The organism is Chryseobacterium sp. 22543, assembly GCF_052044565.1.
Taxonomy (GTDB): Bacteria; Bacteroidota; Bacteroidia; order Flavobacteriales; family Weeksellaceae; genus Chryseobacterium.
Genome location: NZ_JBQENH010000002.1, coordinates 1 through 16,763, shown reverse-complemented (window position 1 = coordinate 16,763; position 16,763 = coordinate 1). Strand labels below are relative to the sequence as shown.

Annotated in this window: 12 protein-coding genes; all 12 read right to left on the bottom strand. The window is 32.3% G+C overall.

Translation table 11 applies throughout. The annotated features are described in order from the left end of the window. Window positions 1–117: 117 nt before the first annotated feature. Entirely contained in the window at window positions 118–1,218 is a 1,101-nt protein-coding gene (locus ACTJIP_RS05950; RefSeq protein ID WP_440704555.1) for a glycosyltransferase family 4 protein, read from the bottom strand. A gap of 730 nt (window positions 1,219–1,948) precedes the next feature. Next, window positions 1,949–3,055: a right-handed parallel beta-helix repeat-containing protein gene (locus ACTJIP_RS05945; RefSeq protein ID WP_077415661.1), complete on the bottom strand. Its 1,107-nt coding sequence runs from the start codon at window positions 3,053–3,055 to the stop codon at window positions 1,949–1,951. Further along, window positions 3,052–4,137 (bottom strand): glycosyltransferase, encoded by a 1,086-nt coding sequence (locus ACTJIP_RS05940; protein ID WP_219072328.1) that lies wholly within the window; start codon window positions 4,135–4,137, stop codon window positions 3,052–3,054. The genes ACTJIP_RS05945 and ACTJIP_RS05940 overlap by 4 nt, the downstream gene beginning before the upstream one ends. Beyond that, window positions 4,112–5,425 carry an O-antigen ligase family protein gene (locus ACTJIP_RS05935; protein ID WP_077415665.1) on the bottom strand — a complete coding sequence of 438 codons (1,314 nt, stop codon included), beginning with the start codon at window positions 5,423–5,425 and terminating at the stop codon, window positions 4,112–4,114. Before ACTJIP_RS05935 ends, ACTJIP_RS05940 begins: the two co-directional genes overlap by 26 nt. Then, a complete protein-coding gene (locus tag ACTJIP_RS05930) occupies window positions 5,403–6,422 on the bottom strand; it encodes a glycosyltransferase family 2 protein (RefSeq protein ID WP_077415667.1) in 1,020 nt (339 codons plus the stop codon). The genes ACTJIP_RS05935 and ACTJIP_RS05930 overlap by 23 nt, the downstream gene beginning before the upstream one ends. After that, entirely contained in the window at window positions 6,412–7,407 is a 996-nt protein-coding gene (locus ACTJIP_RS05925) for a polysaccharide pyruvyl transferase family protein (RefSeq protein ID WP_440704237.1), read from the bottom strand. Before ACTJIP_RS05925 ends, ACTJIP_RS05930 begins: the two co-directional genes overlap by 11 nt. Window positions 7,408–7,409: 2 nt before the next feature. Then, window positions 7,410–8,819: a lipopolysaccharide biosynthesis protein gene (locus ACTJIP_RS05920; protein ID WP_440704236.1), complete on the bottom strand. Its 1,410-nt coding sequence runs from the start codon at window positions 8,817–8,819 to the stop codon at window positions 7,410–7,412. Between the two features lie 36 nt (window positions 8,820–8,855). Then, the gene (locus tag ACTJIP_RS05915; protein ID WP_077415673.1) at window positions 8,856–10,148 is read right to left on the bottom strand and encodes a nucleotide sugar dehydrogenase; all 1,293 of its coding nucleotides are present in this window, start codon (window positions 10,146–10,148) and stop codon (window positions 8,856–8,858) included. Window positions 10,149–10,169: 21 nt separating this feature from the next. Continuing rightward, window positions 10,170–11,138, bottom strand: a complete 969-nt coding sequence (locus ACTJIP_RS05910) for an SDR family oxidoreductase (RefSeq protein WP_077415675.1) — start codon at window positions 11,136–11,138, stop codon at window positions 10,170–10,172. Between the two features lie 2 nt (window positions 11,139–11,140). Next, window positions 11,141–13,480 (bottom strand): GumC family protein, encoded by a 2,340-nt coding sequence (locus ACTJIP_RS05905; protein ID WP_440704235.1) that lies wholly within the window; start codon window positions 13,478–13,480, stop codon window positions 11,141–11,143. Window positions 13,481–13,483: 3 nt separating this feature from the next. Beyond that, window positions 13,484–14,179, bottom strand: a complete 696-nt coding sequence (locus tag ACTJIP_RS05900; protein ID WP_232539068.1) for a polysaccharide biosynthesis/export family protein — start codon at window positions 14,177–14,179, stop codon at window positions 13,484–13,486. Window positions 14,180–14,490: 311 nt separating this feature from the next. Further along, a complete protein-coding gene (locus ACTJIP_RS05895) occupies window positions 14,491–16,392 on the bottom strand; it encodes a polysaccharide biosynthesis protein (protein WP_077415681.1) in 1,902 nt (633 codons plus the stop codon). Window positions 16,393–16,763 lie beyond the last annotated feature (371 nt).

Genomic DNA, 16,763 nt, shown 5'->3' with positions numbered 1-16,763 from the left:
CACACACAAAATCAACATTCTTACTATTTCAATATCTAAATCTTAAGATGATAGATTCACCGTACTATTCAGGCATTTTTAAATATAGCTCTAAAATATTACGTATTTTATTAAATCTTAAGCACGAAATTCTCTTTCTTTAATCAATTTTTTATATTCACTTAATATAGCATTCCAGATCACAGACTGCTCGAATCGATCTTCAATCATCGGCCGTGCATTCTTTTTTAATGTCTGATAATAATCTTTGTCTGAGATCATTTTCTCCATTTCTTCACTAAGACTTTCACTATCTTTTACAGGCACAATTACTCCATTCTCATTTTCCACAATGATTTCATTGCATCCATTGATATCAGAAACTATACTTGGCAGTTCCATTGCTCCGGCCTGCATCACCACATTAGGGAAACCCTCCCGATAGCTAGGAAAAACCAGTACATCAGAAATCGCAAAATAAGGACGAACATCTTTCTGAAAACCTACAGAGACAATATCCGGGTTATTTTCTATTTCATTTAATGTATCGGGATATAACGGATCCAGCTCTTGTTCCAGAGGACCTACCAATAATAATTTTGAACGCTGTTGATTTTCTTGTTTATTTAAAGCAGAAAATGCTTTTATCAGTTCATTAATTCCTTTGTCTCCAACCAAACGTCCTACAAACACGAAAACAAAATCTGTGTTTTCTATTTTTAATTCATTTTTTAGAAAAGTTTTCTGATCTTCTGAAACGTGTTCGGGTGAAAAGAATGAAGTATCAATTCCGTTTGATGAACCGTTTCCAATTACCTTAAGCTTGTATTTGTCTGCATATTTGTGCTCGATAATATAATCAGACAGCCCTTTTGAATTTGGGTACACCTGTGTTGCAGAAGCATAAGTTAATTTCTCAACAAGATCTAAAACCTGACGTTTCATACCCGTTACCTCCATCAATGGTAAGCCTGCCACTGTATGCAGTCTATGAGGAACCCCTGCCATTCTTGCAGCCAACATCCCTACAATACCAGCTTTAGGGGTATGAGTATGAACAATTTGTGGTTTCTCTTTTCTTAAAAATCGATAAGTACTCCATAAAGATTTAATGTCTTTAATGGGAGTAATCTTACGAGACATATCAATCGCTATTACGTCTATTTCTTCATCTTTTTTCACTTCATCCAGCTCCTTACCTGGGGATGAAACACCTATTACATCAAAATGTTCTGACATAAACCGATGCTGCCCTTTCAGTAGAATTTTTAAAGAAAGCGGCACTGTTGTAATCCGTACTAATTTAGTTTTCAACTTCTTTCATTTTTTTATTATTATTTCTATAAACCCTAGAACTAATTAATAAATTTTTCATAAATCTTTTGTGTGTTGTTATTTTTACTCATTTATTTAAATTTCACTTGTTTGTGATTTTTTTAAAAAACAATATAAATTATTATGAACCCCTGTTAATCCAAAATTTGTTACAAACCGAACTTAGTTTTGGGTTGACATAGCATCATTTCAATCTAGGAAAATCATTAATCCTCCTATTTGCATACGTGTTTTTTGAGATTTGATAGCGTTGTGGCAGAGATAAATGTGCATCATCTTCACATCTTCGCCAGCTATATATTGGTAGTTGAATACCTTGATGTCATTTATATTCTATATGACATAAATTTGATTAGATGATTGATTTCATTAACATTTTAATTTACTATTCTCCTTAAGATCATTAAAGAAAATAAAATTCTTAATTATTTTCAGTTTTCAAGTTTCGTAAACAATTTCATTATATTTTTAACATTTCTAACAACATTAAAAACTTTAATTTTTATTTTAAGTCTTTTTTAAGCATAATATCATAAGCAAAAATCTTTCCATTATCACTTTTTTTGGAAAAATTAATATTTATAGAATATGTATATTTTACACATTACCTTTCTTTATTTAAAAGTAAAAGTAATTATTGATTGTATTTTATCTTTTGTTGTGAAAATTTCTGTAAATCAGTTACTATTCCTTTATTATCTTTATGATCTGATTTAAAGTCATTTACCTTCAAATTAATATTATCCAAGGATGAATTCTTATACAAGAAATTAAAAGGTACTTTGTTGTATTTTAAGTCAATACCTGAAAAAACAATATTCCCCATCAATTTCTTTTTAGCATCATTTTTCTGATTAGAATAGGAAATTCCACTTTTGGAATAAAAATCTTTATAATTTTCAATAACTACATTAACGTTATTTGCGTCACTATCTCCTCTTAGCCTAGCTAAATAAAAGGCAAGCCCGCTCACCTCATTATTATATGTTACGATTGATTTTAATGAAATATTTACTTTTTTGTTATCAGGAGTATTAGGTTCTATATCTATTCCCGTCTTAGGATTAGCTCCATTGGTATTTGAAACTACTAAATTCTGCAGTAAAATATTGTCACCGCTTATAACAGAAATTCCGTTTCTTCGGTTATTATCAATAAGACCTCCTATCACAGAAATATTATTGGAGAAACCATTTCCCCCTATATAGATACCATCTCCCCAACAGTCTTTGATCACAGGATTATAGATTTTTATATTTACGGCATCTTTAATATTTATTCCCATACCCCATTCTCCTGTTTTCCCCAGATGAACAGATCTGTCTCCTATAATATCAGGGTTATATACACTTACATTTTTCTTTCCTGTAATATCAATCATGGCATATCCCTGATTATTGGATGCCTTCAATTTCAATTGGGATTTATCATCAAATAATAAGGTAGAATTATCCTTTAGCTGAAGCCCTTTATCATTGATTAAAATGGGAAAATTGGGTAGTAAAACCGTTGCATTTTCATTAATTGCTTTCTGAACATATGCCGTATAATCTTCTGATCCGTCCTTTTTGTAATTATTGGGAAGAAGTTTTACAACTTCAAAAGATTTTGCTTTTAAATTATTGAAGGCTGAAGTGACCTCAGCTTTTTTAATATAAGTATCAGGAACATCTTTATAACTAAATTTCCCCTGCGCACATGATAGATTAACTATAAGTAAAAAAATTAATAAGCTTCTCATAATGTATAATATATTTCACGATAATATTTTGCAATTTCTTCAATAGAGAAATTTTTTGATCTAGAAAAACATTTTTCGGCAGTTGTGTTATAAAAAGATGAATTTGAGTGTAAATTTTTAATTATTTCAGCTAAATCCTCAGCTTTACCTCTATCAAATAATATTCCATACTCTGAAACGACTTCTGAAAGACCCGGCACATTTGAGGCAACCACAGGTTTATTACAAGCCATCCCTTCTACTGCTACAATACCAAACCCTTCATAATGGGATGATACAACTACTACATCGCTCATTTTGATGAGTTCAGCAATATTGGCCTGATTACCTAAGAAAAAAGCTCTGTTTTCCAACCCATTATTTTTAACAAGTTCTTTGCAGTTTTCTAATTCCGGCCCCTCTCCTACGAATATCGCTTTTACATGAGGAGGTAACAATGTAAGTGCTCTGATCAGGGTAGGCTGGTCTTTTGCAGCTCTGAAACTTGCTACCTGAATTAATAAAAAATCTTTGTCTGACACATTATACGCAGTACGGGAATAAGCTTTTGAATTATAAAACTTATTGAGGTTGACTCCATTATTTATGACCTTCATCTTTGCTTTAAATTCAGATCCTAAATGTTGAATAAGATTTTTTTCTGTGGATTCTGAAATACAGATAATAGAGTTTAATTGGGCATAAATAAATTTTTCTATTCTTTTTAAATACCACTTAGATCTTCTGTTATTTTCGGTACTATGTTCAGTAAATACTACTTTTTGTTTTCGGGAAAATAAAAGTTTGTACAATACCCCCCAATATAGTGTAGGAAATAAATGCAAATGAATAACATCCGCATCTGTGACTCTTCTATTTATAAAAAAGGGAATCCGAATATCATATAGGCTTTTTGAAGGAATTACGTCAATTTTTATTTTTCCATTACTTTCTACTTCTTTTTTTAAAGAGGTATCAATATCGTCTAATAATAACAAATGTATTTCGTCTGAACTTCCCTCAGACAATTCAGTACAAAGGTCAACTACTAACCTTTCTGCACCGCCAAACCTTAAACTATTTATGATATGATATACTTTCATTATTATTGAGTGTTCCGATAATTAGAATAAGTGGGATAACTATATAATGTGTATTTATAAATGATGCATGAAAGTTTCCTCCAACAAGCATTAATAAAAAAAGAAAAAACAAAATTGGCTGCTTTTTTAAACCTTTAAACCACACAACAATTAGAAATAATAATAGCAGTAAAGTAAAAACAACACCATACTGCACAAGAAAATCTAAAATAAAATTATGGGGTAACATGGATTTTGATGTCTCACTAAAGCCCAAAAACCTGGAACCAAACCAGAAGTTTTTATAAAAATAGTTCAGGGCGTTCAAATAGTTATCTAGACGTCCGGAGTCATTGGATAAATTAGTTGTTCTATTTAAAGAATATATATATAATATGGTCTTAACCAGGGGAAAGCCTACAATTAATGAGATCACAATTATTTTTATATTCCTCAAATATATAAGCAGAAAGAAAAGGGCTATAAAAAGAGCCGCTATACCGGATCTTCCGGAAGTTAATACACTGGTTCCTATAGTAAAAAGCAAGAAAATGATACTCCATTTATAATTAATGATATATTTCTTAGTCAGTAATCCATAACATAAAATCAAAGAGGCACTTGATAAATAGATAGATGAAATACTATAATCATAAAAAAGACCAGCAAATCCAGTTCTGGATTTACCAAATTGATTCTGAACACCCAGATAATTTATTCCCAAGATTTTCAAAGACAGGTATTGGATTAATACCATTAAACCTGCCACGGATGCTGCGAAAACATAGAACTTCATCATCGAAGAAACAGTTAAGTCGGACATTTTCAACTTAATTAACGCTATTATAATTATTAATAAAAATAACAGTGTTTTTATCAATGTTTCGACCAATATTTTCGGATAATTAGACTGATTAAAAAAATAAACACCCAAACAAAATAACAATAACCCCAGCCCCAGAATTTGAATGAGCAGGTTCTTTTTTGAAGAAAAGTTACTGGCAAATAATACACAGATAAATAAAAACTGAATAATAATAAAAAGGCTGAAAAAACTACTTCCCACCAAAGGGCTGAAGCTGAAAGGTAAAGTTAATATTAAACAAATAGTAAATGCTTCATTAAGGGTAGCCCTTTTACGTATACGATTAAAGTAAAACAAAAATAATAGAATAGATAAACCGCCTACTACTATCTGGTTTAAATTAAACATATATAATATTGAAATCACAAAACATATTGATGTACCTATAAGGTAATCAGATTTCGTGAATTTATCTATCGTATTATTTATTTCCAATCTTTTCATTTATCAATTCATATATTCCAAAAAAAGTTAATTTACTAAACCCTAACTTCATTAACTGAGTAAATGGCAACCTTTTTAAGTTAAATAATAAAATTTTAAGATATCTTTTACCTAAAACACAATTAACATTGAATTTATTATTCGGATAATTTGATTTTAGTTCTAAAGAAAGTTTCTTAAAAAAGGAAAGAATAAAATCCACTGAAAAGTCTTCAAAACTGATATTTCTAATTTTATCCGATAAAGACAGAATATAAATAAAATCTAATTCTTTTTGATCTAAAACAATATTCTGCTGCTGTAAAGCCAGCTGCTGAATATTAGATATTGTTCTCTTTCTCTGTTCTATCTGGCCAGCTCCAACATTGGTTTGGCTATTGGGTGTATCTCTATAATACAACAAAGGCATTCTAAAATTGTACCCTTTACCATATTGCAGAATTTTGATCCACAACTGATAATCCTCGGCATACTTATAATCCTTTTCAAAAAAAAGATTATTCTCTTTAATAATACCAGCCCTGAACATCACTGCCGGATGGGTAAAAGGTGTACTGAAAATTGAATGTATCCTAATTGATGTATCATCAACCGGAAGTACACTAAGGTGAAAATGAGAAATAGAATGGGCAAATTCCTTTCTGGATGAGCTGCAGATAATATATTCCGGATTCTTCTCCATGAAATCTATCTGCATTTGAAAACGGGATGAATGGCATATATCATCAGCATCCATTCTGGCAATATATTCACCTTTTGCTAGTAAGATCCCTTTATTCAAAGTTTCTATTAATCCTAAATTCTTTTCATTTTCAATGTACCTTATCCTTTCATCCTTATAGCTTAATATGATTTCTTTTGTGAAATCTATGGAACCGTCATTAATAATCAACAATTCAAAGTCTTTAAAACTTTGTGCAAGTATACTGTCTACCGCTGTTCTAAGATACTGTTCAGCATTATATGCAGGTAAAATTACCGAAATTTTAGGACTCATTCTTTACATAAAGTTTAACATTATTAAAATTCTTCAGCCATGCATCGTAAAAATTTTTACTTTTCCCATAAACGTTATCTAAGATAACAACCTCTTTATCCAATAAGATACTCAGGATTAAACCATGCAAACGGGTTGTATATACTTTATGATATTGATTGATAAACTCCTTTCCGCGGTTGATATGCAGATCCATTCCATTTCTCTTTTTGAATCCATAGGCGTTATCAATTATTAAAGAAGAGGCAGGCAAAAACTTAATGATTTTTGAAAGCTTACCGTCCAGAGCTTCTACATAATTGGTGATGGTATTCATTCTCTTTGAGGAAGAATTGTAAGTTGGCCAATCTTTTATATCATATTCCCCTTCAATGACATTCTGAAAAGAATCTTTACTTGCTTCTGCATCAGTTCTGTTCAGATATAAATTCTTTCTCGTTTCAGGAGAATTGGTCTTAATATCAGCATCAAAATCTAAAAAGAAAGCCATATCCGGTGCTAATTTTAATTTTTCTTCATTAAAAGTAGCTTTTAAAGTATCATATGAAGGTAAATCTCTTACTAATACGTGAAGATCACGATGATTGTTGAAAATAGCAAAATCTCTTTTTAGATTTGCTTCGCTATTGTAATGTACCGTTTGAGGCAGAACAATAATCTTGTTATTGGGAAAGTTTTCAATGATGTATCTTTTAAAACTTTGACTTGATTCATATATATCACCAAAGTTTCCTCCTCCGTGCAGCAGAATAACTGTCTTCTCAGATTTTATATCACTTTTTTTGAAAGTATATCTGTTGTACTGCCCAATACACTTATGGGCTAATGTTTTAAAAAATTCTAATTCCCCTTTCCAAATTAAAGAATCTCCAATATTTCTATGATTAGGTATATCTAACAGAATAAAATCATTATCAATGAGTGGAGTAAGCTGAGTTGATATTATATTTTTTAATTGTCTTATATTTTCTTTATTGGAATTCATATTTATTTTTTTAGAGAATTTAATTTATTAAAGACTTTTTTTAAAATATCTTTATTAAAATAACCGAAAAGGAATAACGACAATACCGTTAAAGATATTGAAATTAAATGACTACTATTTATGTATAACAGTATAATTATACTAAAAACCACCAGCAGCTGTATGATGAAAGATTTAATATCTATATCTAATTTTAAAATCTCAGCTGTCTGTCTGTATCTTATAATAAACATAACAAAGAAGCTGACAAATGTACCTAAAGCAGGTGCATAAAGACCAATATACTTAATAAAAGCCACTGAAATAAATACATTCACCAATGCCCCTATCATACTTGTAATAAAAATCCCCTTTGTTGATTTGGTTTTTAAATAAATAGCACCTAAAAAGCCGGAAATCGACGAAAAACAAGATCCTATGTACAGAAGGGTGGCATATTTCCAGGATTCATAAAATTTTGAATCAAACAGAACTTCCGTAATCAACGGAGTAGCTGCTATTAAAATGGTTGATAAGCCAATATTTACAGCGATATATTTATTAAAAAGCTTTGAGAAAAAGGGGTTATTGGGATCGTTTCCGGAGATTGCCATATCCTGCCAGGCCAGCATAAAGACGGTATTAAAGATCGTCAGAATAGCGGGAAGCCTTGCAGAAACAGCATAGATACCATTGTCTTCTATTGTTAAAAACTTTAAAATAATATATCTGTCTGATGCGTTAATAACCCACCAGCTTATAGAATTTAATATTAATGGAAGGGAGTAAAATAGAATCTGCCTTTGTAATGAGTAGTTAATTTTTATACTAACATATTTCTTAAACAGAAAACTTACTTTGAACAGCATCAGTAAAATTGCAATAAAATTACTGATAAAAAGTGCATAAAAGATCCCCTGTACCTTATCCTGAAATATATCTGTCAGCAGGAAAAGTAAACTAAAAGAAAATATAAAAAAACTATTTATAATTCCTATAAATGAATAGTATCTCGTTAACCCCAACCCTCTTAATATTTGCTGAAAGAAAGGCAATAAACAAGAGCTTATAATCAGCAGTGACAATTCTTTCTGGTAAGGAATATGATAAAAAAGCCCAGCCAGGTAAAGCAACAGTTCAAAGCTGATAAAGGAAACCAGTAACAGAATACTACATTGCTTAAAAATATTATCAATATAATTTTCTTTTTCGTTTTCTTTGTCCAGAAACCAGCGATAAATGGCCTCATTCATCTGCAAGGAGACAAAAGGAACCAATAAATTGACACTTGTCAGCACTAAGTCATATTCTCCTAATTCTTTTCTGGAAAGGTAGTAGGAATAAATAGGAATTAATAGAAAAGATAAAATCTTAGATCCAAAATTACCAATTGTATATATTAATGTACTTTTTAGTAAAGTATTGCTATTCATTATTATAGTAATAAATATTATTTAGTTCATATTTATTTATAACCTTGAATGACTTTCTTCTAAGATTCCTTTTACGTCATAAATTATTCCATTTTCTTTTAAATGATTTTTTAAATCCAGATCATTGAATTGTTTATGTGCAACGGTAAGGATAATAGCATCATATTTTTCCTGTGGAATTTCATTCACGACCTCTAGTCCATATTCGTGTCTTACTTCATCAGGATTAGCCCATGGATCAAAAGTTGTAACCTGTAAAGCATAGTCTTCAAGCCCATGAATCACATCTACCGCTTTTGTATTACGTACATCAGGGCAGTTTTCTTTAAACGTTATTCCTAAATTCAAAACTGTGGCACCATTGATGGTTACCTTGTTTTTAATCATGGTTTTCAATAGCTGAGAAGCTACATACTGTCCCATGGAATCATTAAGACGGCGTCCTGCTAATATAATTTCCGGATGATACCCTTTTTCCTGAGCTTTCTGAGCCAGATAATATGGATCTACACCAATACAGTGTCCTCCTACTAACCCTGGTTTGAAGGGTAAAAAGTTCCATTTGGTTCCTGCTGCTTCCAAAACTGCATGAGTATCAATATCTAAAAGATTGAATATTTTTGCCAATTCGTTTACAAAAGCAATATTAATATCCCTTTGTGAATTTTCAATTACCTTGGCAGCTTCTGCAACCTTGATTGTTGGAGCCAAATGAGTTCCTGCAATGATTACGGACTGATATAAATTATTTACTATTTCCCCGATTTCAGGTGTTGAGCCCGAGGTAACTTTTAAGATCTTTTCAACAGTATGCTCTTTGTCACCGGGATTAATACGTTCAGGAGAATATCCTGCAAAGAAGTCCTGGTTAAATACCATTCCTGAAACTTTTTCAAGAACAGGGATACATTCTTCTTCAGTAGCTCCGGGATATACTGTAGATTCGTAAATCACAATATCACCTTTGGACAATACTTTTCCTACAGTTTCTGAGGCTTTATACAGCGGAGTAAGGTCAGGACGGTTATGCTGATCCACCGGAGTAGGAACAGTAATAACGTAAATGTCAGCATCCTGAATATCCTTGATATCAGCTGAACAATATAATCCTTTTGCAGCTCCCTGGTTAAAAGGGTTATTCTGAATTAATACAGATTCCAATACTTCATTTTCCACTTCCAGAGTACTGTCTACCCCAGTGTTCAGTTCTGCAATCCTTTTCTTATTAATATCAAAACCTACAACCGAATATTGTGTGGCAAACAACCTGGCTAAAGGCAAACCGACATATCCTAGTCCTATAATGGCAATTTTATGTTCTTTCTTCATAAAGATTCAATTAAAAAATGTTTACTTTAAATTTGTCCAATACCAGTTAATAGCTTCTTTTAAACCTTTATCTATATTGTGGCTAGGTTTATATCCTAATAATTTTTCTGCTTTTTCAACTGATGCCAGTGAGTGTGGAATATCTCCTACACGGTTCGGACCATGAACAGCATCAATATTGGCAATCTCTCCATCAAATTCGCTAAGATATTTTTTAAGATATCCAATCAGATCATTCAATGTTGTACGATCACCCACTGCTGTATTATAAACTGTATTCACTGCATCCGGGCTTTCAGTAAGCATGGCCAGCTCATTCATCTGAATTACGTTGTCAATGTATGTAAAATCACGGGAATAATCACCTGTACCATTAATTTTCGGTGACTCATGATTGATCAACTGTTTTATAAATAATGGAATCACAGCAGCATAAGCTCCGTTGGGATCCTGTCTCCTTCCAAACACATTAAAATATCTCAAACCAATGCATTCCAATCCGTAAGTTTTTCCGAATACATCTGCATACAATTCATTTACATATTTGGTAATGGCGTATGGTGATAATGGTCTTCCGATAACATCTTCTACTTTAGGTAATGATGCAGAATCACCATATGTGGATGAGGAAGCTGCATAAACAAAACGCTTTACTTTGGCATCTCGTGCAGCAATCAGCATATTTAAAAATCCTGAAACATTCACATCGTTACTTGTAATAGGATCCTTAATTGATCTGGGAACTGAACCAAGAGCAGCCTGATGCAGAATATAATCTACATTTTCCACCGCTTTCTGACAAACTTCCAAATCACGGATATCTCCTTCGATAAGCTGATAGTTTGGATTTCCAAGGAAAGGTTCAACATTATGACGATGTCCTGTTGCAAAATTGTCTAAGCACACTACATAATAGCCTTTATTTAAAAAATACTCTGTTAAGTTAGAACCGATAAAACCCGCTCCACCTGTAATTAAAATTTTATTCATTTTTATGATTTGAAAATTTTACTCCACCAACTTTTTTTATCATTTGTTTGACTGTAGCCATATCCATAGCTATAGTTATATCCGTAACCTCCTGCACGTTTTGAAACATCATTAATGACAAAAGACACATTCTTCAACTTAGAGTCTTTCACCAGATCATTAGCAAAATCTATCAAAATATTTCTTGATACTCCTGATCTTACAACATATAATGTTGCATCTGCTGTATCAACGATGCTAAGAGTATCTGAAACCAGCATAAGTGGTGCAGAGTCTATAATGATATATGCATATTGAGAAGACATCTCCGCAATAAGTTTTTGATACCTTCCGTTAGAAAGCAGTTCCTGAGGGTTAGGAGGAATTGCTCCGGCATAAATGACATCACATGAAGGATTGGTAGTGGATGTATGGATAAGTTCTTCCACGTTTACAGAATTATCATATAAATATTCTGTAAGACCTTTTCTTTTGGTTGGCTCACTGTCATATCGCTGAATCTGAGGGTTACGAATATCCGAACCTATCAGAAGCGCTCTTGAATTCTTATTGGCAATGGTAAGTGCAAGATTCACGGATACCAGGGTTTTCCCTTCTCCTTTTACTGAAGAAGTTACCATAACTACTTTAGCAGTCTCCTTTACAGGCAAAACGAATTTAAGGTTTGAAACAAGAACTCTGAAAGCTTCAGCCAACTCGGAAAAGTCGTTTTTCTGTATCAAATGATTTTCATTATCCTTAAGTGAAGGTATGTCTACCAATACACCCAATTCTGAGCGTTCTTTAATATCATCTCTGGTATAAATCTTATCATCCAGCATGAAAAGGAAGTATAAAACAGCAAAAGGAAATAATATACCAAGTAACACTGCTCCTAAAAGGATAATATCTTTTTTAGGGGATACAGGTATATCTTCTGTAAATGCAGGGTTTACAATTTTAGCTTTCGGTACATTTACCGATAGATTGATTGCATTTTCTTCTCTTTTTTGAAGGAGAAATAAAAACAACTGTTCTTTAAGATTTTGCTGACGCTCAATTCCCCTATAGACTTTAGACTGTCCGGGAACTTTTTGAATCATACTGTTGTTAGTATTGATCTGGTTCTGCAGCTGAGAAATACCTGTCTGTACCGTTTGCTTCTGCTCATGGATATTATCACGGATTACTTCCTTTAAAGAAGCAATTTCCCTGTTCATTTCTATAACAGCCGGGTTTTCATTGGTTGCTTGTTTAAGGGTTTTATTTCTACTGATAATCAATGAGTTATACTGAGATATAGATTGTTCCAATGAAGGATTCAACCCAAGGTTGGATGGCATAAGCTGGTTATTGCCTTTTGAAGCCTCTCCTGAAAGTGAATTCAGAAGGTCTAGCTGAGCCTGCTGCTGAAGGAGAACTTTGGTGTTATCACTTGTATTCTGTAATGCAAGTTCCGCCTGTGCCTGAATATCTACAATGCGATTACGGTTCTCAAAATCTTCTTTTTGGTTTTCTACCCCTGAAAGGTCTTTGGTAATCACTTCCAGTCTTTTATCGATGAATTCCTGAGTATTCTGAGCTTGTAAATTTTTATCTTTCTGACCATCCAGATTATATTGCTTAGTCACCTCATTAAGAATAGCCTCCGATTTTTCAGGAAGAGATCCTATCAGGTTTATTTCCATTAGCATGGCTTTTTCATCTGGTAAATTAATCTCAACCGTTTTTTCTAATTTTTTTACTTTCTCAATGGGATTCCAAAAAATTACTTTATATTTTGATTTAAAAGGAACAGCAGAATTTCTCTGAAACATTACAATTCCAAAATCTAAATTCAGAGGAATATTAAACTTACCTTTAAAGGTTGCTTTTTTTTCATTCTGAAGCGTAAACTCATCCCCCTTCAAGTCCATCATTGTATATTCAGAAAATTTAAAATTTTCATTATTATTATATGATAATACTTTTGCAACAACGGGAATTTTGTTAAATAGCTGTGAATCTTTAATTTCTCCTGTATTGAAATATTCAACATTAAGATTAAGATTTTTCACAACCTCCATGAGGATAGGTCGTGAGGTTACAACAGCTCCCTCACTTTTCAGCTCATCAGCATTCCCTAAGCCCATACCAAGATTCTCCAGATCTGATAATGCCGAGGAAAGATTATTTTGTTTTTTATCAAATTTAAGGACCGTTGTTGATTGATATTGAGGTACACTATATCTAAGATAAATGTAAGCTCCTATTACAAAAAGTAAAATGGAAGCAATAAACCACGGCCATTTATATAGGTATTGAGAGATAACTTTTCTTAGATTCAAACTATCTTCCTTTTCCTGAAATTCTATCTTCTGCATATTTTATCTTCGTGTTAAGGCAATAATAAGCGTGCCCGCTGTTAATAATGCACCAATAATCTGGAATGTAAGCGCTCTGTTCGGGTTCGAGTTGGCCTGAACCTGTTTGTTTTTGTCCGGCTGTACATATAATATGTCATTTTGTTTCATATAATAGTATGGAGAACTTACAATATCAGATCTGGTAAGATCAACATTAGCAATCTGATCAGTCCCATCTTCTCCAGTACGGATAAGCTTTACATTGGTACGGTCTCCAAAATCTGTCATATCACCGGCAAGGCCTAATGCCTGAAAAATGTTAATCTTTTGAGAAACACTTTCTTTCTGTCCCGGATTTTTTACTTCACCTAAGATACTCACATTGAAATTTTTGAGAGTAATACTCACCATAGGATCTGTAAGATATCTCTTAAGACGAGCCTCAAGGTCATTCTTCAGTTGTATCTGCGACATTCCTTTAGCATATACATTCCCTATTACAGGAAAATAGATGTTTCCTTCCTCATTTACCAAATACTCACTTGGTTGTGCATATTGATTTATTCCGGCATTTGAAGTGCTTCCTACCTTATTTGTAGTGTTAAGATTAAATGGTTTTACTGCAACTTCATCCAGTGCAGAAACAAGAATTAAAAGTACATCTCCTTCCTGAATATGTAAGCCCTGGAACTTTGCTTTTGCAACTTCCTCTTCCATATTATGTTTTGATATATATACCATATTTTGCTTCGGTCTACATGATAATAAAGTAACCGATAACAGTATTATATACGCAATAATAGTTTTATTCATATGTTTTTTTGTTCTAGTCTACTTGAGTTAACTTCAATTTTATTTAAGATACTATGTTATAAGAAGTTTTTACTTATGTGAGGCGTATTTTAATCCCTATATTTAGATTATTTCTTTTTCTAGCAATTTTCATTCCGTTTGAAAACAAAATAACGAAAATTATTATTTTCCACTATTTTTTTTATTAATTTCATTCATATAATTCACTCATATACTTAATGTTCAGATATTTTATCTAAAACTTCAAATTCCGAATTATTGCTTATAAATTCTGGTACAATGACTTTTAATGTTTTCACAATTTGTAAACTATCCTTATTCACTGCCAACATAATAATCCGTTGACACAAAGCTTCTATATCTTCAAACTCCATCACCGGATCTCTGGATATCATAATTTTCTCATGATGCGTAGGAATAGTCGTAGAATGATCTGTTAAAAGTTCTTCATATAACTTTTCGCCTGGTCGTAAGCCTATAAAATCAATTTTAATATCAATACCTGGCGTATATCCTGATAATTTAATCATTCTTTCTGCTAAATCCAAGATTTTGACAGGTTTACCCATATCAAAAACATAAATCTCACCCCCTTCTCCCATTGTTCCTGCCTGAAGTACCAATTCGCAGGCTTCCGGGATAGTCATAAAATAACGAATAATATCAGGATGAGTAATTGTAACCGGACCTCCTTTTTCAATTTGTTTTTTGAAATGCGGTATTACAGAACCGTTGGAACCTAGTACATTTCCAAAACGTGTTGTAATAAATTTTGTTGTATTCTCAGAAGAATTTTGTAAAGATTGTACAAAAAGTTCAGCGGCTCTTTTAGAAGCTCCCATTACGTTAGTTGGGTTTACAGCTTTATCTGTAGATACCATCACAAAACGATTTACACTATATTTTTTCGATAAAAGAGCTAAATTTTTAGTTCCTCCGATATTGACAAAAATAGCTTCATGCGGATTATCTTCTATTAAGGGAACATGTTTGTACGCAGCCGCATGATAGACAATTGAAAACTGATAATCTTCAAACAGTTTTTCCATCCTTGGATAGTTTGAAATATCTGCCAATACAAATTTGAATCTTTGGTTCGGGAATCTCTCTAATAATTCAAGCTGCAGTTCGTATAAAGGAGATTCCGCCTGATCAACCACCACAATAAGTGATGAATTCAATTGAGCAACCTGCCTTACAATTTCGCTTCCTATAGACCCGGCGCCTCCGGTTACTAAAATAGTTTTATTAACATGAAAACTCTTTACCTCGTCCCCTTCTATTTTAATGGCCGGACGATTAAGCAAATCTTCAATCTTAAGCGGACGGATGCCTTTTACAACATCATCTTCTTTTATTATACTGGCTACGGGTGCTTTTAATACTTTCAATCCATTATCCAATGCAAGAGCAGTCCATTCTTCCATTTCCCGCTTTGTCATCATATCTTTGATTAAAACAGCATCAAACTGTTCTCTCAGATTATTGCTTTTAAGAAACTGTTTTTTATTATAAATCTTATGACCTAGCAGCATTGCTTTCTTAGAATCTGATCTGGCACTAAGAAATCCTGCCAGCTGATAGGGATGATCAGGATGATGAATAATAGCATTCGCTAATGAAACAGAAGCATCACTTATTCCTACAACAGCAACCCTTTCCTTAGATGAAATATCCTTAACATCCATAAATATAGAAAAAAACTGTTTGGTTATCATTCTGAAAAAGAACATCAGAAAAATAGAAATAAAGAAAAATAAAAACAGAACCGGATATAAAAAAAGAGGTTTACCCAATGCCAGTCCCGATATAAAATTCAGTCCCAGTAATGCAATAAGAGCACTACCCGAAGACCACAAAATTTTACAAAAATCTAAAAAAGTAGAATGTCTTATGATTCCTGCATATGTTTTGAACAGGAGTATAAACAGAATATTAACAATAATTACTGAAAATATTTTTTCATTTTGGTACTCAATAAAGTTCAGTTTTACCTCCAGACTTTTTAAGAACAAATATGAAACTAAAACAGAAAAGAAAATAACTGAAATGTCGATAAAAAAAACCGACCATCTGGGTATATACCTTAACTCCCTGATTTTAAAAATATCCCCCATATACAAATAAACCTAAAATATCATTTTCATTAATTCAACACTCAGTGGCTTTTATTATTGGGCGAAGGTAACAATTATTATTAATATTTTTAGTACTACATGCTAATTTTTATTTAAATTATAAATTAACATTTTGAAACAAAATTCCAAAAACAGATTATTAAAAAGCCCCATAAACCCACCGAGATATACGGATATTATTTCCATCCAGCTTTTGTACCTGATCCGTTCTCATTTTTTTAAAATACACATAAAACAAAAAAAATACTGTAAAACATATATTTTACAGTATTCTATACAAATTTTATATTGTATTTGCGATCCGGACGGGACTCGAACCCGCGACCTCCGCCGTGACAGGGCGGCATTCT

Excerpts from the sequence above, each read along its gene's own strand:
- ACTJIP_RS05950 (WP_440704555.1), bottom strand. The coding sequence starts at position 1,218 with ATGTCAGAACATTTTGATGTAATAGGTGTTTCATCCCCAGGTAAGGAG.
- ACTJIP_RS05945 (WP_077415661.1), bottom strand. The coding sequence starts at position 3,055 with ATGAGAAGCTTATTAATTTTTTTACTTATAGTTAATCTATCATGTGCG.
- ACTJIP_RS05940 (WP_219072328.1), bottom strand. The coding sequence starts at position 4,137 with ATGAAAGTATATCATATCATAAATAGTTTAAGGTTTGGCGGTGCAGAA.
- ACTJIP_RS05935 (WP_077415665.1), bottom strand. The coding sequence starts at position 5,425 with ATGAAAAGATTGGAAATAAATAATACGATAGATAAATTCACGAAATCT.
- ACTJIP_RS05930 (WP_077415667.1), bottom strand. The coding sequence starts at position 6,422 with ATGAGTCCTAAAATTTCGGTAATTTTACCTGCATATAATGCTGAACAG.
- ACTJIP_RS05925 (WP_440704237.1), bottom strand. The coding sequence starts at position 7,407 with ATGAATTCCAATAAAGAAAATATAAGACAATTAAAAAATATAATATCA.
- ACTJIP_RS05920 (WP_440704236.1), bottom strand. The coding sequence starts at position 8,819 with ATGAATAGCAATACTTTACTAAAAAGTACATTAATATATACAATTGGT.
- ACTJIP_RS05915 (WP_077415673.1), bottom strand. The coding sequence starts at position 10,148 with ATGAAGAAAGAACATAAAATTGCCATTATAGGACTAGGATATGTCGGT.
- ACTJIP_RS05910 (WP_077415675.1), bottom strand. The coding sequence starts at position 11,138 with ATGAATAAAATTTTAATTACAGGTGGAGCGGGTTTTATCGGTTCTAAC.
- ACTJIP_RS05905 (WP_440704235.1), bottom strand. The coding sequence starts at position 13,480 with ATGCAGAAGATAGAATTTCAGGAAAAGGAAGATAGTTTGAATCTAAGA.
- ACTJIP_RS05900 (WP_232539068.1), bottom strand. The coding sequence starts at position 14,179 with ATGGAAGAGGAAGTTGCAAAAGCAAAGTTCCAGGGCTTACATATTCAG.
- ACTJIP_RS05895 (WP_077415681.1), bottom strand. The coding sequence starts at position 16,392 with ATGGGGGATATTTTTAAAATCAGGGAGTTAAGGTATATACCCAGATGG.